Annotated in this window: 30 protein-coding genes; all 30 read right to left on the reverse strand. The window is 54.2% G+C overall.

The window, feature by feature from the left end; genetic code table 11:
- Nucleotides 1-232: 232 nt before the first annotated feature.
- A complete protein-coding gene (rplQ, locus tag ACQKE4_RS15765) occupies nt 233-619 on the reverse strand; it encodes a 50S ribosomal protein L17 (protein WP_290836884.1) in 387 nt (128 codons plus the stop codon).
- A gap of 39 nt (nt 620-658) precedes the next feature.
- Nucleotides 659-1,654, reverse strand: a complete 996-nt coding sequence (locus ACQKE4_RS15770) for a DNA-directed RNA polymerase subunit alpha (protein WP_427389307.1) — start codon at nt 1,652-1,654, stop codon at nt 659-661.
- A 140-nt stretch (nt 1,655-1,794) separates the two neighbouring features.
- Nucleotides 1,795-2,415, reverse strand: a complete 621-nt coding sequence (gene rpsD, locus ACQKE4_RS15775; RefSeq protein WP_096276488.1) for a 30S ribosomal protein S4 — start codon at nt 2,413-2,415, stop codon at nt 1,795-1,797.
- Between the two features lie 12 nt (nt 2,416-2,427).
- The gene (gene rpsK / locus ACQKE4_RS15780) at nt 2,428-2,814 is read right to left on the reverse strand and encodes a 30S ribosomal protein S11 (protein WP_096276490.1); all 387 of its coding nucleotides are present in this window, start codon (nt 2,812-2,814) and stop codon (nt 2,428-2,430) included.
- A gap of 52 nt (nt 2,815-2,866) precedes the next feature.
- A complete protein-coding gene (gene rpsM, locus ACQKE4_RS15785; RefSeq protein WP_290669934.1) occupies nt 2,867-3,223 on the reverse strand; it encodes a 30S ribosomal protein S13 in 357 nt (118 codons plus the stop codon).
- A gap of 124 nt (nt 3,224-3,347) precedes the next feature.
- Nucleotides 3,348-3,461: a 50S ribosomal protein L36 gene (gene rpmJ, locus ACQKE4_RS15790; RefSeq protein WP_008959154.1), complete on the reverse strand. Its 114-nt coding sequence runs from the start codon at nt 3,459-3,461 to the stop codon at nt 3,348-3,350.
- A 67-nt stretch (nt 3,462-3,528) separates the two neighbouring features.
- On the reverse strand, nt 3,529-4,860 hold the full coding sequence (gene secY / locus ACQKE4_RS15795; RefSeq protein WP_427389308.1) for a preprotein translocase subunit SecY: 1,332 nt from the start codon (nt 4,858-4,860) through the stop codon (nt 3,529-3,531).
- Nucleotides 4,861-5,295: a 50S ribosomal protein L15 gene (rplO, locus tag ACQKE4_RS15800; RefSeq protein WP_427389309.1), complete on the reverse strand. Its 435-nt coding sequence runs from the start codon at nt 5,293-5,295 to the stop codon at nt 4,861-4,863.
- 3 nt (nt 5,296-5,298) lie between these two features.
- On the reverse strand, nt 5,299-5,481 hold the full coding sequence (gene rpmD / locus ACQKE4_RS15805; protein WP_427389310.1) for a 50S ribosomal protein L30: 183 nt from the start codon (nt 5,479-5,481) through the stop codon (nt 5,299-5,301).
- Nucleotides 5,482-5,487: 6 nt separating this feature from the next.
- Nucleotides 5,488-5,988, reverse strand: a complete 501-nt coding sequence (gene rpsE / locus ACQKE4_RS15810) for a 30S ribosomal protein S5 (RefSeq protein ID WP_125744948.1) — start codon at nt 5,986-5,988, stop codon at nt 5,488-5,490.
- Between the two features lie 11 nt (nt 5,989-5,999).
- Nucleotides 6,000-6,350, reverse strand: coding sequence for a 50S ribosomal protein L18 (gene rplR, locus ACQKE4_RS15815; RefSeq protein WP_018917724.1), 351 nt, complete (start codon nt 6,348-6,350; stop codon nt 6,000-6,002).
- Nucleotides 6,351-6,359: 9 nt separating this feature from the next.
- Nucleotides 6,360-6,890, reverse strand: coding sequence for a 50S ribosomal protein L6 (gene rplF, locus ACQKE4_RS15820; RefSeq protein ID WP_427389311.1), 531 nt, complete (start codon nt 6,888-6,890; stop codon nt 6,360-6,362).
- Nucleotides 6,891-6,899: 9 nt separating this feature from the next.
- On the reverse strand, nt 6,900-7,292 hold the full coding sequence (gene rpsH / locus ACQKE4_RS15825) for a 30S ribosomal protein S8 (RefSeq protein ID WP_240718650.1): 393 nt from the start codon (nt 7,290-7,292) through the stop codon (nt 6,900-6,902).
- Nucleotides 7,293-7,324: 32 nt separating this feature from the next.
- Nucleotides 7,325-7,630: a 30S ribosomal protein S14 gene (rpsN, locus tag ACQKE4_RS15830; RefSeq protein ID WP_427389312.1), complete on the reverse strand. Its 306-nt coding sequence runs from the start codon at nt 7,628-7,630 to the stop codon at nt 7,325-7,327.
- Between the two features lie 10 nt (nt 7,631-7,640).
- A complete protein-coding gene (gene rplE / locus ACQKE4_RS15835; RefSeq protein WP_427389313.1) occupies nt 7,641-8,180 on the reverse strand; it encodes a 50S ribosomal protein L5 in 540 nt (179 codons plus the stop codon).
- Nucleotides 8,181-8,198: 18 nt separating this feature from the next.
- Nucleotides 8,199-8,513, reverse strand: coding sequence for a 50S ribosomal protein L24 (gene rplX, locus ACQKE4_RS15840; RefSeq protein WP_007111996.1), 315 nt, complete (start codon nt 8,511-8,513; stop codon nt 8,199-8,201).
- Between the two features lie 14 nt (nt 8,514-8,527).
- Entirely contained in the window at nt 8,528-8,899 is a 372-nt protein-coding gene (rplN, locus tag ACQKE4_RS15845; RefSeq protein ID WP_427389314.1) for a 50S ribosomal protein L14, read from the reverse strand.
- 49 nt (nt 8,900-8,948) lie between these two features.
- A complete protein-coding gene (rpsQ, locus tag ACQKE4_RS15850) occupies nt 8,949-9,209 on the reverse strand; it encodes a 30S ribosomal protein S17 (protein ID WP_096276515.1) in 261 nt (86 codons plus the stop codon).
- 1 nt (nt 9,210) lies between these two features.
- Nucleotides 9,211-9,402, reverse strand: a complete 192-nt coding sequence (gene rpmC, locus ACQKE4_RS15855) for a 50S ribosomal protein L29 (protein WP_096276518.1) — start codon at nt 9,400-9,402, stop codon at nt 9,211-9,213.
- Nucleotides 9,402-9,815, reverse strand: a complete 414-nt coding sequence (gene rplP, locus ACQKE4_RS15860) for a 50S ribosomal protein L16 (protein WP_007112000.1) — start codon at nt 9,813-9,815, stop codon at nt 9,402-9,404. The genes rpmC and rplP overlap by 1 nt, the downstream gene beginning before the upstream one ends.
- Before the next feature lie 15 nt (nt 9,816-9,830).
- Nucleotides 9,831-10,535: a 30S ribosomal protein S3 gene (gene rpsC / locus ACQKE4_RS15865; RefSeq protein ID WP_088702074.1), complete on the reverse strand. Its 705-nt coding sequence runs from the start codon at nt 10,533-10,535 to the stop codon at nt 9,831-9,833.
- Between the two features lie 10 nt (nt 10,536-10,545).
- Nucleotides 10,546-10,878, reverse strand: coding sequence for a 50S ribosomal protein L22 (rplV, locus tag ACQKE4_RS15870; RefSeq protein ID WP_007112002.1), 333 nt, complete (start codon nt 10,876-10,878; stop codon nt 10,546-10,548).
- An 18-nt stretch (nt 10,879-10,896) separates the two neighbouring features.
- On the reverse strand, nt 10,897-11,172 hold the full coding sequence (gene rpsS, locus ACQKE4_RS15875) for a 30S ribosomal protein S19 (RefSeq protein WP_009098993.1): 276 nt from the start codon (nt 11,170-11,172) through the stop codon (nt 10,897-10,899).
- 33 nt (nt 11,173-11,205) lie between these two features.
- Nucleotides 11,206-12,036, reverse strand: coding sequence for a 50S ribosomal protein L2 (gene rplB / locus ACQKE4_RS15880; protein ID WP_427389315.1), 831 nt, complete (start codon nt 12,034-12,036; stop codon nt 11,206-11,208).
- Nucleotides 12,037-12,053: 17 nt separating this feature from the next.
- Nucleotides 12,054-12,350 carry a 50S ribosomal protein L23 gene (gene rplW / locus ACQKE4_RS15885; protein ID WP_427389316.1) on the reverse strand — a complete coding sequence of 99 codons (297 nt, stop codon included), beginning with the start codon at nt 12,348-12,350 and terminating at the stop codon, nt 12,054-12,056.
- Nucleotides 12,347-12,952 (reverse strand): 50S ribosomal protein L4, encoded by a 606-nt coding sequence (gene rplD, locus ACQKE4_RS15890; protein WP_427389317.1) that lies wholly within the window; start codon nt 12,950-12,952, stop codon nt 12,347-12,349. Before rplD ends, rplW begins: the two co-directional genes overlap by 4 nt.
- A 15-nt stretch (nt 12,953-12,967) precedes the next feature.
- Nucleotides 12,968-13,603 carry a 50S ribosomal protein L3 gene (gene rplC, locus ACQKE4_RS15895; RefSeq protein ID WP_427389318.1) on the reverse strand — a complete coding sequence of 212 codons (636 nt, stop codon included), beginning with the start codon at nt 13,601-13,603 and terminating at the stop codon, nt 12,968-12,970.
- 161 nt (nt 13,604-13,764) lie between these two features.
- On the reverse strand, nt 13,765-14,076 hold the full coding sequence (gene rpsJ, locus ACQKE4_RS15900; RefSeq protein WP_007112007.1) for a 30S ribosomal protein S10: 312 nt from the start codon (nt 14,074-14,076) through the stop codon (nt 13,765-13,767).
- Nucleotides 14,077-14,235: 159 nt separating this feature from the next.
- The gene (tuf, locus tag ACQKE4_RS15905) at nt 14,236-15,429 is read right to left on the reverse strand and encodes an elongation factor Tu (RefSeq protein ID WP_427389319.1); all 1,194 of its coding nucleotides are present in this window, start codon (nt 15,427-15,429) and stop codon (nt 14,236-14,238) included.
- A gap of 25 nt (nt 15,430-15,454) precedes the next feature.
- Nucleotides 15,455-17,578, reverse strand: a complete 2,124-nt coding sequence (gene fusA, locus ACQKE4_RS15910) for an elongation factor G (protein ID WP_427389320.1) — start codon at nt 17,576-17,578, stop codon at nt 15,455-15,457.
- Between the last annotated feature and the right edge of the window lie 143 nt (nt 17,579-17,721).

Raw genomic sequence — 17,721 nt, forward strand, 5'->3', positions numbered from 1 at the left:
TGCTGCCGAAGCAGGTTCACTTGCGTTGTGTACCGTTAACCTCCTATGGCTTCCTTCAGACCCCACCGTTAGCCAGTGACGCCCTTGCCAGTCGGATTGTCTTCCCCTCAGTCGGGGTGACGTCACCATCTTTCAGATGACCGGGGTTGCCGGCTTCGCCGGGCAAACAAAAAAACCGACCCACAATGGGGTCGGCTTTCATTCGCTATTAAAAAAAGCAAGTGGCAGAGGATTACTCTTCTGCTGCAGCTTCTTCAACAACGGGACGGTCAACTAGCTCAACAAACGCCATGGGCGCATTGTCGCCGGTGCGGAAACCGCACTTAAGAATACGGATGTAGCCACCCGGACGCTCGGCGTAACGCGGACCTAGCTCGTTGAACAGTTTGCCGACGGCTTCTTTAGAGCGCGTACGAGCAAATGCCAGACGACGATTTGCAACGCTATCCTGCTTGGCTAAGGTAATCAGCGGCTCGATAACGCGACGCAATTCCTTGGCCTTAGGCAGGGTTGTCTTAATGACTTCATGTTCGACCAGCGAGACAGACATGTTCTTAAACATGGCCTGACGATGCGAGCTGGTGCGATTCAGATGACGACCACTCTTACGATGACGCATGGTTGTAATTCCTTACCAAACTGGGACTCAAGTCGACACTCACGCGGAGGCCTTGTCGTCCTTGAGGCTAGCGGGTGGCCAATTTTCCAACCGCATGCCGAGGGACAAGCCACGCGCCGCCAATACATCTTTGATTTCATTCAAAGACTTTTTACCGAGATTAGGTGTCTTCAACAGCTCAACTTCAGTGCGCTGGATAAGATCACCGATATAGTAAATATTCTCGGCTTTTAGGCAGTTCGCGCTGCGAACGGTCAACTCAAGATCGTCTACGGGGCGCAATAGAATTGGATCAACATGATCCTCTTCCTCTTCGACTTCCTGTTCTTTATCAGCTTCCAGGTCGACGAAGGCGGCCAGCTGCTCTTGCAGGATGGTCGCACTGCGACGGATAGCCTCTTCCGGATCCAAGGTACCGTCGGTTTCCAGATCGATAATTAGCTTATCGAGATCGGTGCGCTGCTCTACACGAGCGGCTTCAACCGAGTAGGAAACACGGCGGACAGGGCTGAAGGTGGCATCCAGCTGCAGGCGGCCAATGGCACGAGTCTCTTCATCAGAGCCACGCGCGTCAGCCGGTTCGTAGCCACGACCCAACGCAACCTTAAGCTGAATTTTCAGCTCTGCACCTTCATTGACATGAGCAATGACGTGGTCCGGGTTGACGATTTCGACGCTATGATCAAGCGCAATGTCGCCAGCAGTGACGACGGCTGGGCCCTGCTTGTTCAGCGTGAGCACCGCCTCATCGCGGCCGTGCATCTTGATCGCAACATCTTTCAAGTTCAGGAGGATTTCAATGACATCTTCCTGCACCCCTTCGAGCGCACTGTACTCATGCTCGACACCGGTGATTTCAGCTTCTACCACGGCACAGCCGGGCATAGACGAAAGCAGAATGCGACGCAGTGCATTCCCCAGGGTGTGACCAAAGCCACGCTCAAATGGTTCGAGCACGATTTTGGCGTGATGTGCGCTGATTTCTTCGACCTTGATGTCGCGAGGACGGAGAAACTCTGTCACTGAACGCTGCATATGAACACCTTTCAGGCTGCCAAACGGATACTCAGTCTCAAGAGCATGAGCTCAAGAGCATGTACTCAAGAGGATCCGGGTGGAGAGCTACGCTACCCACCCGGGCTTCAAGAAGCAGATACTTACTTAAACAACTCTGCTTACTTGGAGTACAGCTCGACGATCAGGTTTTCGTTGATGTCGGCAGTCAGGTCACCGCGTTCAGGCAGAGCCTTGAAAGTGCCTTCCATCTTCTTGGCGTCGATTTCGATCCAAACGATATCGCCACGGTTGGCCGCAATGGACAACGCGCTTTGGATACGTGCTTGGTTCTTCGCCTTTTCGCGAATGGAAACAACGTCACCCGGCTTAACCTGATAGGAAGCCACGTTAACGGTGCGCCCATTCACGGAAATCGCCTTGTGGCTGACCAGCTGACGCGCTTCAGAGCGAGTCGAGCCGAAGCCCATGCGGTAGACGACGTTATCCAGTCGGGATTCGAGCAACTGCAACAATACTTCACCCGTCGCGCCTTTCAGGCGAGCGGCTTCTTTGTAGTAGTTGCGGAACTGCTTTTCAAGTACGCCATACATACGACGAACTTTTTGCTTCTCGCGAAGCTGCAAGCCGTAGTCTGAAAGACGTTGACGACGCTGGCCGTGTACACCCGGGATTTGCTCGGATTTACACTTTTTCTCGAAAGGAGTTACGCCACTCTTTAAAAAGAGGTCGGTACCTTCACGACGAGATAATTTGCACTTCGGTCCAATATAACGAGCCATGAATCTGTCTCCTTAAACGCGGCGTTTCTTCGGCGGACGGCAGCCATTGTGAGGAATGGGCGTCGCGTCAGTGATGCTTTGCACGCGGAAGCCGGCGGCGTTAAGTGCACGCACGGCGGATTCACGACCAGGACCGGGGCCTTTGACCAGCACGTCGACGTTCTTCACACCATACTCGGCTGCAGCAGTTGCTGCACGTTCGCTTGCTACTTGAGCAGCGAACGGGGTGCTCTTGCGAGAACCACGAAAACCCGAACCACCGGCAGTTGCCCAAGAAAGCGCATTGCCCTGGCGGTCTGTGATCGTCACGATCGTGTTGTTAAAAGAGGCATGGATATGAGCAATTGCATCCACTACCTGCTTTTTAACCTTTTTACGGTTACTACGCGGGTTAGCCATGTTGATGTCTATTCCTGTCGTTACACCGGCTCTCTATTAAAGAGCCTGCGTATTATTTGCGGATCGGCTTACGCGGGCCCTTACGGGTGCGCGCGTTAGTCTTAGTCCGCTGACCACGCAGCGGAAGACTACGGCGATGACGCAGACCACGGTAGCAGCCTAAGTCCATGAGACGCTTAATGTTAAGCGTAACATCACGACGAAGGTCGCCTTCTACGGTGTACTTGCCAACTTCAGAACGCAGGGTGTCGACTTCTTCAGAAGACAGATCCTGGATCTTGGCAGTGGGCGCGATACCGGCTGTAGCACAGATGTGCTCAGCACGCGTACGGCCAATCCCGAAGATATAGGTCAGCGAGATCACCGCATGCTTGTTGTCCGGGATATTGACGCCTGCAATACGGGCCATCAGCTTACTCCGAAATTTGAGCGGCTTGCTCGTTTATTCATCTACAAAAGGCGCAACAGCATACCCCTTTAAATGCCCTAAGGCAAGGGGTACGCTGGCACCAGCTTAAAACAACCCAGAGATATTAGCCCTGACGCTGTTTGTGCCGCGGTTCGCTGCAGATGACGCGGACAGCGCCATTGCGACGAATGATCTTACAGTTACGGCACATTTTCTTTACGGAAGCTCGAACTTTCATCGATCTTTCTCCAAAAACCGGCTCGCGGCGCGTCCCCTACTTTAATCTGTAGGGGGTGTACGGTGCCTCAGCGCATAATGCCGCCGCTACCGTAGCCTTTCAGGTTGGACTTCTTCATCACTGAGTCATACTGATGCGACATGAGATGCGATTGCACCTGGGCCATGAAGTCCATGATGACCACGACTACGATTAACAACGAGGTACCGCCGAAAAAGAACGGCACGTTCCACGCCACAATCAAGAACTGGGGCATCAAGGAAACCGCAGTGATATACAAGGCACCGAACAGGGTCAGACGTGTCATGACCTTGTCGATATAGCGAGCGGTCTGCTCGCCGGGGCGAATGCCCGGCAGGAAAGCGCCTGACTTTTTAAGATTGTCAGCCACATCCTTGGGGTTGAAGACCAGCGCTGTGTAAAAGAAGCAGAAGAATACCACTGCCGCCGCGAAAAGCAAGATGTAAAGCGGTTGACCAGGGCCTAATGCCTGAGATGCACGCTGCAACCACTCCATACCTTCGCCGGCACCTACCCACTGACCAATAGAGGCCGGAAAGAGTAGAATACTGGAGGCAAAAATCGCTGGAATAACACCAGCCATATTGACCTTCAAAGGCAGGTAGCTACTTTGCCCTGCATACATCTTATTGCCCACTTGTCGCCGTGGATAATTAACTTTGAGTCGACGTTGGCCGCGCTCAATGAAAACAACAAAAGCGACAGTCGCAATACCTAACACTGACAACGCTAACAGCGGCAGAACATTCCAGGCCCCTTCATTACGGGCAAGCTCGAAAGCTTGGCCCACGGCACTGGGCAATCCAGCGACAATACCGGCGAAAATCAGCAGCGAAATACCGTTGCCAATGCCCTTCTCGGTAATCTGCTCACCTAGCCACATCATAAACACTGCACCCGACACAAACGTGACGACAGCAGTGAAATAGAAGCTAAAGTCAGCGCTGTACGCGATGCCTTGGCTAGCCAGACCGACCGACATGCCGGTAGCCTGGACAAACGCCAGTATCACCGTGCCGTAGCGGGTGTACTGACTTATCTTGCGGCGGCCAGCCTCACCCTCTTTCTTGAGCTGTTCAAGATGAGGGGAGACCGCAGTCATGAGCTGCATGATAATCGACGCCGAAATATAAGGCATAATGCCCAAGGCGAGGACGCTCATACGCTCCAGGGCGCCACCCGAGAACATGTTAAACATGCCCAAGATGGTGCCCTGTTGCTCCCTAAACAAGGCAGCAAGCTGGTCAGGATTGATACCGGGAACGGGAATGTGGGCACCAATACGGTACACCACGATGGCGAGGAGCACGAAGCGCAAACGCGCCCACAGTTCACTCAGACCGCTGCCCATCGCCGGCATTTTTCCTGACTTGGCCATTTAGTCCTCTACCTTGCCGCCAGCGGCTTCGATCGCTTCACGGGCACCTTTGGTGACCTTGATTCCGCGAACGGTAACCGCTGTTTTCAATTCGCCTGAAAGGATGATCTTCGCGTGTAGCGTAGAGTCCTTCAGCACGTTGGCTTCTTTCAAAGAGGCCATGGTGACTTCGCCACCGGCTACTTTGGAAAGCTCAGCCAGGCGTACTTCTTCAGATACCAACGATTTTGCGGACGTGAAGCCAAACTTCGGCAAACGACGCTGCAAAGGCATCTGACCGCCTTCGAAACCAGGCTTGACGCTGCCGCCACTGCGTGATTTCTGACCTTTGTGACCACGACCACCGGTCTTACCAAGACCGGAGCCGATACCACGACCAACCCGCTTTGCAGCGTGTTTGGAGCCCGGTGCCGGGCTTAAGGTATTAAGTTTCATGGATTACTCTCCCTCAACGCGCACAAGGTAGTTAACCTTGTTGATCATGCCGCGTACGGCAGGGGTGTCTTCCAGTTCAACCGTATGACCGATGCGACGCAGACCCAGGCCTTTCATAGTGGCCTTGTGCTTAGGCAAAATGCCAATGGTGCTGCGGATCTGAGTAAACTTGATCGTTGCTGCCATGGTGTCTTACCCCGTGATCGCTTCGACAGACAGACCGCGCTTAGCGGCGATGTCTTCCGGTGCTTGCATGGCAGAGAGACCTTTGACAGTCGCCCGCACCACGTTAACCGGGTTGGTGGAACCGTAGCATTTGGCCAGTACGTCGTGGACACCAGCGAGCTCTAATACAGAGCGCATGGCGCCACCGGCGATGATACCGGTACCTTCAGAAGCCGGCTGCATGTACACCTTGGAAGCACCGTGACGGGCTTTAATGGGGTATTGCAGCGTATGGCCAGCAAGGTTCACCTTGACCATGTTGCGACGAGCTTGATCCATCGCTTTCTGGATCGCGACAGGCACTTCACGTGCTTTGCCACGACCAAAACCGACACGACCTTTACCATCACCAACGACGGTCAGTGCGGTGAAGCCGAAAATACGACCACCCTTGACCACCTTGGCGACGCGGTTGACCTGCACTAACTTCTCTTGCAGATCACCGCTTTGCTGTTCGTTCTTCGCCATCGTAAAACCCTTTAGAATTCCAGGCCGCCTTCACGTGCGGCGTCGGCCAGAGCCTTGACGCGGCCGTGATACTTAAAGCCAGCACGGTCGAAGGCCACCTGGGTGATGCCTGCTTCTTTAGCGCGTTCGGCAATCAGGGCACCTACTTTAGAGGCAGCTTCTGAGTTACCGGTCGCACCCTCGCGCAGTGCTTTGTCCAGCGTAGAAGCACTGGCTAACACTTTGCCACCATCCGGCGAGATAATCTGCGCATAGATGTGACGCGGGGTACGGTTGACGCACAGGCGATACACGCCCAGCTCGCGGATCTTTGCGCGAGCGCGGCGGGCACGACGGAGACGAGATTCTTTCTTCGCGTTCATAACCCTGCCTTACTTCTTCTTGGCTTCTTTGCGACGCACCTGCTCGTCGGCGTACCGTACACCCTTGCCTTTATACGGCTCGGGCGGACGGAAAGCGCGGATTTCCGCGGCGCACTGACCGAGCTGCTGCTTGTCCGCGCTTTTCAGCACGATCACGGTGTTCTTCGGCGTTTCCGCTGAGACACCCTTAGGCAGTTCGTAGTCGACCGGGTGCGAGAAGCCCAGTGAAAGATTGAGCGTCTGGCCCTTAGCTTGGGCACGATAACCGACGCCAACAATTTCGAGAGTTTTTGTGAAACCCTCAGATACGCCCGTTACCAGGTTCTGAACCAAGGCACGGGTAGTACCGGCCATGGCCCAGCTCTTGGCTGTTTCGCTCGGGGCGAAGGTCAGCTGGCCATCTTCTTGAGCAACCACTACATCAGAGTGGATGGTCAAAGATAGCGTGCCCTGGCCGCCTTTGGCGGTCAGCTGGTCAGCATTGATTTTAATGTCAACGCCGGCAGGCACTTTAACCGGATATTTCGCTATGCGGGACATTCCAGCCTCCTAGAATACGGTGCAGATGACTTCGCCACCGACACCGGCTTGGCGCGCGGCACGATCGGTCATGACACCATTAGATGTGGTGACAATCGCGATACCGAGACCATCGGCGACCTTAGGCAGGTTGTCCTTACCCATGTAACGGCGCAGGGACGGCTTGGAAACCCGCTGAATGTGCTCAATTACCGGCTTACCCTCAAAGTACTTGAGAGTCACAGTCAGCTCAGGCTTAACGCCTTCTGCTACTGTAAAGTCAGTAATGTAGCCTTCTTCCTTTAGCACTCGGGCCACTTGCACTTTCAGCTTGGAGGACGGCATGGTTGCCGTCTCCTTGGTGGCCATCTGCGCATTGCGGATACGGGTAAACATATCCGCCAGAGTGTCTTGCATGCTCATTTAATGTGCGCTCCTGATGATTCTACGTGGCGTTACCAACTGGACTTTTTGAGTCCAGGAACGTCGCCACGCATCGCGGCTTCACGCAGCTTGTTACGGCCGAGGCCGAACTTGTTGTAAAAGCCGTGCGGACGACCGGTGATACGGCAGCGGTTACGCTGACGTACCGGGCTTGAGTCGCGCGGCAGTTGCTGCAGCTTCAGCGTCGCCTCGAAGCGGTCTTCTTCAGTCGTATTCACGTCTGAGATGATCTTCTTGAGCTCTGTACGCTTGGTGGCATACTTCGCCACCAACTGCGTACGTTTCAGCTCACGCTCTATCATACTTTTCTTAGCCATGATCCCAACCTTATTTCTTGAACGGGAAGTTCAGCGCGGTTAACAGCGCACGACCTTCCTCGTCGGTGTTGGCGGTCGTAGTGATAGTGACGTCCAACCCCCGGATGCGATCGATTTTATCATACTCGATCTCCGGGAAGATGATCTGCTCACGCACACCCATAGAGTAATTGCCGCGACCGTCAAAGGACTTCGGGTTGAGACCACGGAAGTCACGCACACGTGGAATCGCGATGTAAACCAAGCGGTCCAAGAAGTCCCACATGCGCTCAGCGCGTAGGGTCACCTTGATGCCGATTGGCCAACCTTCGCGCACCTTGAAGCCCGCGATGGACTTACGTGCTTTGGTCACCAACGGTTTTTGACCAGAGAGTTTCTCTAAGTCACCGATGGCATTGTCAATCAACTTTTTATCGTTGACTGCTTCGCCGACACCCATATTCAGAGTCACTTTCGTGATCCGGGGTACCTGCATAACGTTGGCATAGCTAAACTGCTCTTTAAGTTCAGCCATGACTTCGTTTTGATAACGTTCTTTCAAGTTCGCCATTGTGCTACCCGACTCGCGTTAGGCGTCGATCTGCGTCTGCGTCGACTTGTAGATACGTACCTTGGTACCGTCTTCCTTCACTTGGAAGCCGACGCGATCCGCCTTACCGGTCTCCGAATTGAAGATGGCTACGTTGGACGCGTGAATCGGAGCCTCACGCTCGACGATACCGCCCTGATTACCCGCCATGGGATTTGGCTTGGTGTGACGTTTAATCATGTTCACACCGGACACCAAAAAGCGGTTTTCTAATACCCGCTTAACAGTGCCACGTTTGCCTTTATCCTTCCCGGCGATGACGATGACTTCATCGTCACGTTTGATCTTTTGCATATCCGCCTCGCTCCTTACAGCACTTCAGGCGCTAGGGAAATGATCTTCATGAACTTTTCATTACGAAGTTCACGAGTCACCGGCCCAAAAATACGGGTACCGATGGGCTGTTCGTTGGTGTTATTCAACAAAACTGCCGCATTTCCATCGAAACGGATGAGCGAACCGTCGGGACGACGGACGCCACTACGGGTCCGGACCACGACCGCTTTTAGCACCTGGCCTTTTTTGACCTTGCCACGCGGAATCGCTTCCTTAACCGTGACCTTGATGATATCACCAATACGAGCGTAGCGACGGTGTGAACCGCCTAACACCTTGATGCATTGCACCCGGCGCGCTCCGCTGTTGTCGGCGACATCCAGCATTGTCTGAGTCTGAATCATCGGTTTTCTCCAAACCTAATCTGACTGCACTGATTGGACAGCCTCGGGATTAACCCTTGGCGTGTTCAACCACCTCGACCAGCGTCCAGGCTTTCTTCTTGGAAAGCGGACGGCACTCCTGAATGGAAACCGTATCGCCTGCCTTCGCCTGATTCGCCTCATCATGGGCGTGCAGCTTGGTGGAGCGCTTAACGTATTTTCCGTAGATCGGGTGACGCTCGCGCCGCTCGATCATAACGACGATGGACTTGTCCATCTTATCGCTCACCACTTTACCGGTGAGCGTACGCGTTGTTTTCTCTTCGGCCATCTCAATCACCTGCCTTCTCGTTGAGCATAGTCTTAACGCGGGCGATATCCCGACGGACCTGCTTGAGCAGATGAGTCTGGCTCAGTTGGCCAGTGGCCTTCTGCATGCGCAGGTTAAACTGCTCGCGGAGGAGTTCGAGGAGTTGCTCCTGGAGCTCTCCTGCGGACTTTTCACGAATTTCCTGGGCTTTCATCACATCACCGTCCGTTTCGCAAAGGTGGTGGATAAGGGCATTTTCTGTGCGGCGAGCTCAAACGCTTCACGAGCGAGCTCTTCCGACACGCCTTCAATTTCATATAGGACCCGACCCGGTTGGATCTGGGCAACCCAGTACTCAACTGAACCTTTACCTTTACCCATACGAACTTCGAGCGGCTTCTTGGAGATCGGCTTATCAGGGAAGACGCGGATCCAAATCTTACCGCCACGTTTAACGTGACGTGTGATCGCACGACGGCCTGCTTCGATCTGACGCGCAGTGATGCGGCCGCGACCAGTAGCTTTTAGGCCGTATTCCCCGAAGCTGATCTTGCTTCCGCGATGCGCCAGGCCACGGTTGCGGCCTTTCATCATCTTGCGGAATTTCATACGCTTGGGCTGTAACATCGACTCGCTCTCCCCTTACCTGGAACCTTTCTTCTTGGGCGCGTTGCCGGCAGGCTGTTGTTGCTTAGCCTTGGCACGTACTTCCTCGATACCACCGAGGATTTCACCCTTGAAGATCCACACTTTGACGCCGATAACGCCATAGGTGGTGTGAGCTTCGTAAGTGGCGTAGTCGATATCCGCACGCAACGTGTGCAACGGAACGCGACCTTCGCGGTACCATTCGGTACGTGCGATTTCAGCGCCACCAAGACGACCTGACAGCTGAATCTTGATGCCACCAGCGCCAAGACGCATTGCGTTCTGTACCGCGCGCTTCATAGCACGACGGAACATGACGCGACGCTCAAGCTGACCCGCTACGTTAGCAGCGACTAGCTTGGCATCCAGCTCCGGCTTGCGAACTTCTTCGATGTTCACATGCACGGGGACACCCATCATCTGGGTGAGATCGCGACGCAAACGGTCGACATCTTCACCTTTTTTACCAATCACGATACCCGGACGGGCAGTGTGAATGGTGATGCGGGCGTTGTTCGCCGGACGCTCGATGTGAATGCGGCTAACGGAGGCGCTTTTAAGACGCTCTTCCAAGAAGCTACGCACTTCGAGATCATTATTGAGCTTATCGGCGTAAGCGCCGCGCTCAGCATACCAGACAGAAGCATGGTCTTTGACGATGCCCAGTCGAATGCCTGTTGGATTGACTTTCTGACCCATCGGTCGACTCCTACTTCTCGGCTACCTTGACGGTGATGTGGCACGTGCGCTTCAAGATACGATCCGCACGCCCCTTGGCACGCGGCTTGATACGCTTGAGCGTCATGCCCTCATCGACGCAGATGGTCGAGACACGCAGCTCGTCAATATCCATGCCGTTATTTTCTTCCGCATTCGCAATCGCGGATTGCAGCACCTTCTTAACCAGCTTGGCAGCCTTCTTCGGTGAGAAGGTCAGCAGGTCGAGTGCCTCGGCGACAGGTTTACCGCGCACCTGGTCAGCCACCAAACGGGCCTTCTGGGCGGATAAACGAGCGCCAAGCAGCTTAGCTGTGACTTCCATCTCTCAATCCTCTCTGGCTTACCGTTTGGCTTTCTTATCCGCCGCATGCCCGCGATAAGTGCGAGTAGCAGCGAATTCGCCCAATTTGTGGCCAACCATTTCCTCGGATACGTGCACCGGGACGTGTTGACGACCATTATGGACCGCGATAGTGAGGCCTACCATATTGGGCAGGATCATAGAACGACGCGACCAAGTCTTGATCGGTTTGCGATCGTTCTTCTCCACTGCAGCCTCTACCTTCTTCAAAAGATGAAGGTCAATGAAGGGACCTTTCTTTAGTGAACGTGGCACAGCCGTTACCTCTTAATGTCTTGGCAATTTAGATCAACGCGTCTTATTACGACGACGAATGATCAGCTTGTCGGTGCGCTTGTTCTTACGCGTCTTGTGACCCTTAGTCGGCACGCCCCATGGGGATACCGGGTGACGACCACCACTGGTGCGGCCTTCGCCACCACCGTGCGGGTGATCGACTGGGTTCATCGCGACACCGCGAACAGTCGGACGCACGCCTCTCCAGCGCTTCGCACCGGCCTTGCCAAGTTGACGCAGGCTGTGCTCAGAGTTGCTCACTTCACCCAACGTCGCGCGGCACTCGGCCAACACTTTACGCATTTCGCCGGAGCGGAGACGCAGGGTGGCATAGTTACCTTCACGAGCAACCAACTGGGCGCTTGTACCGGCACTGCGAGCAATCTGCGCACCTTTGCCCGGCTTGAGTTCGATGCAGTGCACCGTAGAACCCAACGGGACGTTACGCAGCGGCAAGGCATTGCCTTTCTTGATTGACGCGTTAACACCAGATTCCAGCACGTCACCTGCGCTGACACCTTTCGGTGCAATGATGTAACGACGCTCACCATCGGCATACTTCAGCAGTGCAATGTGCGCACTGCGGTTCGGATCGTGCTCAAGACGCTCAACGGTGGCTGGAATGCCATCTTTGGTGCGCTTAAAATCGATCAACCGGTAGTGTTGACGATGACCACCGCCCACATGGCGGGTGGTGATACGACCGTAATTGTTACGGCCGCCGGACTTGGACTGTTTTTCCAAAAGCGGTGCATAACCACGGCCTTTGAACAGTTCCTCGCCAACGATCTTGACGACGTGGCGACGACCGGCGGAAGTGGGTTTGGTCTTGACGATTGCCATTATCCGTACTCCTGCCCTTATTCGGCGCCTGAGAAGTCTTCGAGCGTTTCACCCGCAGCCAGGCTCACATACGCTTTGCGGTAGCCTTTACGCTGGCCAATGCCGTTCGCAGTACGCTTTGTTTTACCTTTCACGTTCAATACTTGAACGCGACCGACCTTCTTGCCGAAAAGTGCTTCTACGGCCTTCTTGATCTCAGGCTTGGTAGCATCGCTCGCCACCTTGAAAACGTACTGGTTGCGCTCGGCTGCCATCGCGGCTTTTTCGGTCACGTGCGGTCCAAGCAGAACCTTGAATACGCGCTCCTGGTTCATGCCAGATTCTCCTCGAATTTACGCAGGGCGGAGACGGTAATCAGGACCTTATCAAAGGCAACCAGGCTTACCGGGTCAGCTGCGGCGACATTCACCACATCAACGTGGGGAAGGTTGCGTGCGGCCAAATAGAGCGTTTCATCAACTTCTTCAGTGACGATCAACACTTTTTCAAGGTTGAGCTCTTTCAGCTTGGCAGCTACCTGCTTAGTCTTAGGCGCATCGACGCTGAACTCTTCAACCGCGACTAAGCGCTCTTGACGTACCAGCTCAGACAAGATGGAGCGCATCGCTGCACGGTACATCTTGCGGTTAACCTTCTGGGTGTAGTCTTGCGGACGAGCCGCGAAGGTTACGCCGCCGCTACGCCATAGCGGAGAGCGGATAGTACCGGCACGTGCACGACCGGTGCCTTTCTGACGCCACGGCTTTTTACCACCGCCACGCACGTCGGAACGACTCTTTTGTGCGCGAGTTCCCTGGCGACCAGCTGCCAAATAGGCAGTGACCACTTGGTGAACGAGCGCTTCGTTGAATTCTTTGCCAAAAGTGGCGTCGGCTACTTCAACGGTACCCGTGCCTGTAGCAAGATTCAGATTCATGGTAATTATCCCCTATCAGCCTTTCACGGCGCTGCGAACGATAACGTCACTACCGGGAGCACCCGGTACTGCGCCTTTGATCAACAGCAGGTTACGCTCGGCGTCGACACGGACGATCTCAAGGCTTTGAACGGTGCAACGGGCATTACCCATTTGACCGGCCATCTTTTTGCCTTTAAAAACGCGACCTGGTGTCTGACACATGCCGATAGAACCCGGCGCGCGATGCGACAGAGAGTTACCGTGAGTCATATCTTGGGTACGGAAGTTCCAGCGCTTAACAGCACCCTGGAAGCCTTTACCCTTAGAGGTGCCAGTCACATCAACCATTTGACCAGCTTCAAAGAGGGATACGGTGATTTCGCCGCCCACTTCAGGAATCTCTTCGCCTTCTGCAAGACGAAATTCCATTAGCGCGCGACCAGCTTCAACACCCGCCTTGGCAAACTGACCCGCTTGCGCTTTGGTGAGGTGCTTAGCTTTGCGAGAGCCAGACGTGACCTGAATCGCTGCGTAACCGTCAGACTCGACAGATTTAACGCGTGTAACACGATTAGGATCAACTTCAATAACGGTTACGGGCACAGACGCGCCGTCTTCGGTAAAGACACGGGTCATCCCGGCCTTTTTACCGACTAAACCGATAGTCATACTCAGTCTCCTATAGTGTACGGGGCTATCACCCGCTATGGCTGCCCTTTCCAGAGCATTCCACTAGCACATTGTATGGCGCCTCACGGCGCGGCGGCTGCTGCTTATGCTAACTCGTTACAACGAGCGATAAGCGCTGGGCCGCAAAGTGACTAGTGTAATTAGTTGAGCTTGATTTGCACGTCAACGCCAGCGGCGAGATCGAGCTTCATCAATGCATCAACAGTTTTCTCAGTCGGCTCAACAATGTCGAGCACACGCTTGTGAGTACGAATCTCATACTGGTCACGCGCATCTTTATTGACGTGCGGCGAGATCAGAATGGTATAGCGCTCGCGGTTGGTCGGCAGCGGAATCGGCCCACGAACCTGAGCACCAGTACGCTTAGCGGTTTCAACAATCTCCGCAGTGGACTGATCGATCAGGCGATGGTCGAACGCTTTCAACCGAATGCGAATCTTTTGGTTCTGCATTTGCCCTAAACTCCAATGGATGTCGACGGCGCGAGCCGTCTACCCACGCATTCAAAGGATGCGCATTATAGGCACGCCATAAGCCCATGTCAAACATTTGCTAATGGTGCGCAGAAAAGGGGGCTCATCAGAGCCCCCTTCATCATTCAAGCAAGCAACTTACTTGACGATCTTGGCCACAACGCCAGCGCCGACAGTACGTCCGCCTTCGCGGATTGCGAAGCGCAGACCTTCGTCCATCGCGATCGGAGCGATCAAGGTAATAACCATTTGCACGTTATCACCCGGCATGACCATTTCAACACCTTCCGGCAGTTCACAAGTACCTGTTACATCAGTGGTACGGAAGTAGAACTGAGGACGGTAGCCCTTGAAGAAAGGCGTGTGACGACCACCTTCTTCTTTGGACAGTACGTAAACTTCTGCTTCGAAGGTAGTGTGCGGGTTGATGGTGCCTGGCTTGGCCAATACTTGACCACGCTCAACGTCATCACGCTTAGTACCACGCAGCAGGGCACCAACGTTCTCACCTGCACGACCTTCGTCGAGCAGCTTACGGAACATTTCAACGCCAGTTACGATCGTTTTAGTGGTGTCGCGGATACCCACGATTTCCACTTCTTCGCCCGCTTTCACGATACCGCGCTCTACACGACCGGTAACAACAGTACCACGGCCAGAGATAGAGAATACGTCTTCGATCGGCATCAGGAACGGCTGGTCGATAGCACGCTCCGGCTCAGGAATGTACTCATCCAGAGCTTTGATCAGATTAGCAACGGCGGTAGTACCCATGCCGTTCTCATCTTCACCGTTCAGCGCCATCAACGCTGAACCAGTGATGATCGGCGTGTCGTCGCCCGGGAAGTCGTACTGGTCTAGAAGTTCACGAACTTCCATCTCTACCAGCTCAAGCAGCTCTTCGTCATCGACCATGTCCGCTTTGTTCAGGAACACAACGATGTACGGTACGCCAACCTGACGTGACAGCAGGATGTGCTCGCGCGTTTGCGGCATCGGGCCATCAGCGGCAGAACATACCAGGATTGCGCCATCCATCTGCGCCGCACCGGTGATCATGTTCTTGACGTAGTCAGCGTGTCCTGGGCAGTCAACGTGCGCGTAGTGGCGCTCTTCAGACTGATACTCCACGTGAGAAGTCGCGATGGTGATACCACGCTCGCGCTCTTCAGGAGCGTTATCGATAGTATCGAATTCACGCCAGTCGCCGCCGAAAACCTCAGCAGACACGCGGGTTAGGGCCGCAGTCAGAGTCGTTTTACCGTGGTCGACGTGACCAATGGTGCCGACGTTGACGTGCGGTTTGGAACGTTCGAATTTTTCCTTAGCCACTGCTATAACCTCTTTTAGCTAACGGTTAACCGTTTTGATTGATGACGGCTTCAACGACGCTGGAGGGCGCCTCCTCGTACTTCGAGAACTCCATAGAGTAGCTCGCACGGCCCTGGGATTGAGAGCGTAGGTCGGTTGCATAACCGAACATCTCACCCAGTGGCACCGTTGCACGAATGACTTTACCTGCGGAAGAGTCATCCATACCCTGCACCAAGCCGCGACGACGGCTCAGGTCGCCCATGACGTCACCCATAAATTCTTCGGGGGTCACGATTTCGACCTTCATCACCGGCTCCAGCAGCACGGCCTTGGCCTTCCTGGCACCTTCTTTTACTGCCATAGAAGAAGCAATCTTGAACGCAGTCTCGTTGGAGTCTACGTCGTGGAAGGAGCCATCAAACAGCGTTACTTTAACGTCGATCATCGGGTAACCCGCAATGACGCCGTTTTTGAGCTGCTCAAAAGCACCCTTCTCAACCGCAGGTACGTATTCCTTAGGAACCGTGCCGCCCACGATTTCAGAGTTGAATTTGAAGAAGAGTTCGTCTTCGCCTTCACCCTTTTCTGCTGCAGTCAGCGGCTCGATACGCAGCCAAACATGACCGTACTGTCCACGACCACCAGACTGACGTACGAACTTGCCTTCTTGCTCGACGCTTCCGCGAATCGTTTCGCGGTATGCAACCTGAGGCTTACCGATATTAGCTTCAACCTTGAACTCGCGACGCATGCGGTCAACGATAATGTCCAAGTGGAGCTCGCCCATACCAGAAATAATGGTCTGGCCGGTTTCTTCGTCGGTCTTAACCTGGAAGGAAGGATCTTCCTGAGCTAGCTTGCCCAGAGCAACACCCATCTTCTCTTGGTCAGCCTTAGATTTTGGCTCAACAGCAACCGAAATAACCGGATCCGGGAACTCCATGCGCTCGAGAACGATTTTGTTATCGATATCGCAGAGAGTGTCACCTGTAGTGACATCTTTCAGACCGATACATGCCGCAATATCGCCCGCCAGGATCTCTTTAATCTCTTCACGAGAGTTGGCGTGCATCTGAACAATACGGCCAACACGCTCTTTCTTCTGCTTAACGGAGTTATATACACCGTCACCAGATTTCAGAACGCCCGAGTAGACGCGAATAAAGGTCAGCGTACCAACGAAGGGGTCGGTGGCGATTTTGAACGCCAACGCCGCAAACGGTGCACTGTCATCTGCTACGCGAGTCGCAATCGTACCGTCTTTATCGTCCAGCTCACCTTCGATCGCCTTAACTTCAGTCGGTGACGGCATGAATTCGATAATGCCATCGAGAACCGCCTGTACACCCTTGTTCTTGAACGCAGAACCACAGGTAACCAGAACGATATCGTTCGCCAACGTGCGTGCACGAAGACCAGCCTTGATCTCTTCGATCGACAGCTCACCGCCTTCCAAGTACTTCTCCATCAGCTCATCAGAGCCTTCGGCAGCGGCCTCGACCATCTCCTCGCGATACTTCTCAGCAGTCTCTTGCAGCTCAGCCGGAATATCGACGAGCTCAAAGCTCATACCCAGACTTGCTTCATCCCACAGGATAGCCTTCATCTCAATAAGATCGACAACGCCTTTAAAGTCTTCTTCCGTACCCCAATTGATTTGGATCGGTACGGCGTTGGCACCCAGGCGCTCTTTCAACTGGTCAACAACCATGAAGAAATCAGCGCCGGTACGGTCCATCTTGTTGACGAAGACCATACGCGGCACTTCGTACTTGTTGGCCTGACGCCATACGGTTTCGGTCTGCGGCTGAACGCCGGAAGAACCACACAGCACAACGACCGCACCATCAAGGACACGCAGTGAACGCTCAACTTCGATTGTGAAGTCAACGTGCCCAGGGGTATCGATGATGTTGATACGGTGCTCGTCAAACTGCTTAGCCATACCTTGCCAGAAGGTGGTTACAGCAGCCGAGGTGATAGTAATACCACGCTCTTGCTCCTGCTCCATCCAGTCTGTAGTCGAAGCACCTTCATGCGTTTCGCCCAACTTATGGGAAAGGCCGGTATAGAACAGTACCCGCTCAGTTGTCGTGGTTTTACCCGCGTCAACGTGAGCGACGATACCGATATTGCGATAGCGATTAAGTGGTGTCTTGCGTGCCACGGTAAAACCCCCGTTAGTTGGCGATGCTCGTTAATTTAGCAGCGGCGAAAGTGAGCCTTACGCTACCGCCACCATCACAGCATGATAGCGGCGGGGTGTTGCAACAAAGCGACTCGACTTACCACTTTCAACGACGCCATGCT

The sequence above is a fragment of the Halomonas sp. NPDC076908 genome (assembly GCF_050269715.1).
Lineage (GTDB): Bacteria > Pseudomonadota > Gammaproteobacteria > Pseudomonadales > Halomonadaceae > Vreelandella.

Excerpts from the sequence above, each read along its gene's own strand:
- rplQ (WP_290836884.1), bottom strand. The coding sequence starts at position 619 with ATGCGTCATCGTAAGAGTGGTCGTCATCTGAATCGCACCAGCTCGCAT.
- ACQKE4_RS15770 (WP_427389307.1), bottom strand. The coding sequence starts at position 1,654 with ATGCAGCGTTCAGTGACAGAGTTTCTCCGTCCTCGCGACATCAAGGTC.
- rpsD (WP_096276488.1), bottom strand. The coding sequence starts at position 2,415 with ATGGCTCGTTATATTGGACCGAAGTGCAAATTATCTCGTCGTGAAGGT.
- rpsK (WP_096276490.1), bottom strand. The coding sequence starts at position 2,814 with ATGGCTAACCCGCGTAGTAACCGTAAAAAGGTTAAAAAGCAGGTAGTG.
- rpsM (WP_290669934.1), bottom strand. The coding sequence starts at position 3,223 with ATGGCCCGTATTGCAGGCGTCAATATCCCGGACAACAAGCATGCGGTG.
- rpmJ (WP_008959154.1), bottom strand. The coding sequence starts at position 3,461 with ATGAAAGTTCGAGCTTCCGTAAAGAAAATGTGCCGTAACTGTAAGATC.
- secY (WP_427389308.1), bottom strand. The coding sequence starts at position 4,860 with ATGGCCAAGTCAGGAAAAATGCCGGCGATGGGCAGCGGTCTGAGTGAA.
- rplO (WP_427389309.1), bottom strand. The coding sequence starts at position 5,295 with ATGAAACTTAATACCTTAAGCCCGGCACCGGGCTCCAAACACGCTGCA.
- rpmD (WP_427389310.1), bottom strand. The coding sequence starts at position 5,481 with ATGGCAGCAACGATCAAGTTTACTCAGATCCGCAGCACCATTGGCATT.
- rpsE (WP_125744948.1), bottom strand. The coding sequence starts at position 5,988 with ATGGCGAAGAACGAACAGCAAAGCGGTGATCTGCAAGAGAAGTTAGTG.
- rplR (WP_018917724.1), bottom strand. The coding sequence starts at position 6,350 with ATGAACGCGAAGAAAGAATCTCGTCTCCGTCGTGCCCGCCGCGCTCGC.
- rplF (WP_427389311.1), bottom strand. The coding sequence starts at position 6,890 with ATGTCCCGCATAGCGAAATATCCGGTTAAAGTGCCTGCCGGCGTTGAC.
- rpsH (WP_240718650.1), bottom strand. The coding sequence starts at position 7,292 with ATGAGCATGCAAGACACTCTGGCGGATATGTTTACCCGTATCCGCAAT.
- rpsN (WP_427389312.1), bottom strand. The coding sequence starts at position 7,630 with ATGGCTAAGAAAAGTATGATAGAGCGTGAGCTGAAACGTACGCAGTTG.
- rplE (WP_427389313.1), bottom strand. The coding sequence starts at position 8,180 with ATGGCGAACTTGAAAGAACGTTATCAAAACGAAGTCATGGCTGAACTT.
- rplX (WP_007111996.1), bottom strand. The coding sequence starts at position 8,513 with ATGCAAAAGATCAAACGTGACGATGAAGTCATCGTCATCGCCGGGAAG.
- rplN (WP_427389314.1), bottom strand. The coding sequence starts at position 8,899 with ATGATTCAGACTCAGACAATGCTGGATGTCGCCGACAACAGCGGAGCG.
- rpsQ (WP_096276515.1), bottom strand. The coding sequence starts at position 9,209 with ATGGCCGAAGAGAAAACAACGCGTACGCTCACCGGTAAAGTGGTGAGC.
- rpmC (WP_096276518.1), bottom strand. The coding sequence starts at position 9,402 with ATGAAAGCCCAGGAAATTCGTGAAAAGTCCGCAGGAGAGCTCCAGGAG.
- rplP (WP_007112000.1), bottom strand. The coding sequence starts at position 9,815 with ATGTTACAGCCCAAGCGTATGAAATTCCGCAAGATGATGAAAGGCCGC.
- rpsC (WP_088702074.1), bottom strand. The coding sequence starts at position 10,535 with ATGGGTCAGAAAGTCAATCCAACAGGCATTCGACTGGGCATCGTCAAA.
- rplV (WP_007112002.1), bottom strand. The coding sequence starts at position 10,878 with ATGGAAGTCACAGCTAAGCTGCTTGGCGCTCGTTTATCCGCCCAGAAG.
- rplB (WP_427389315.1), bottom strand. The coding sequence starts at position 12,036 with ATGGCAATCGTCAAGACCAAACCCACTTCCGCCGGTCGTCGCCACGTC.
- rplW (WP_427389316.1), bottom strand. The coding sequence starts at position 12,350 with ATGAACCAGGAGCGCGTATTCAAGGTTCTGCTTGGACCGCACGTGACC.
- rplD (WP_427389317.1), bottom strand. The coding sequence starts at position 12,952 with ATGAATCTGAATCTTGCTACAGGCACGGGTACCGTTGAAGTAGCCGAC.
- rplC (WP_427389318.1), bottom strand. The coding sequence starts at position 13,603 with ATGACTATCGGTTTAGTCGGTAAAAAGGCCGGGATGACCCGTGTCTTT.
- rpsJ (WP_007112007.1), bottom strand. The coding sequence starts at position 14,076 with ATGCAGAACCAAAAGATTCGCATTCGGTTGAAAGCGTTCGACCATCGC.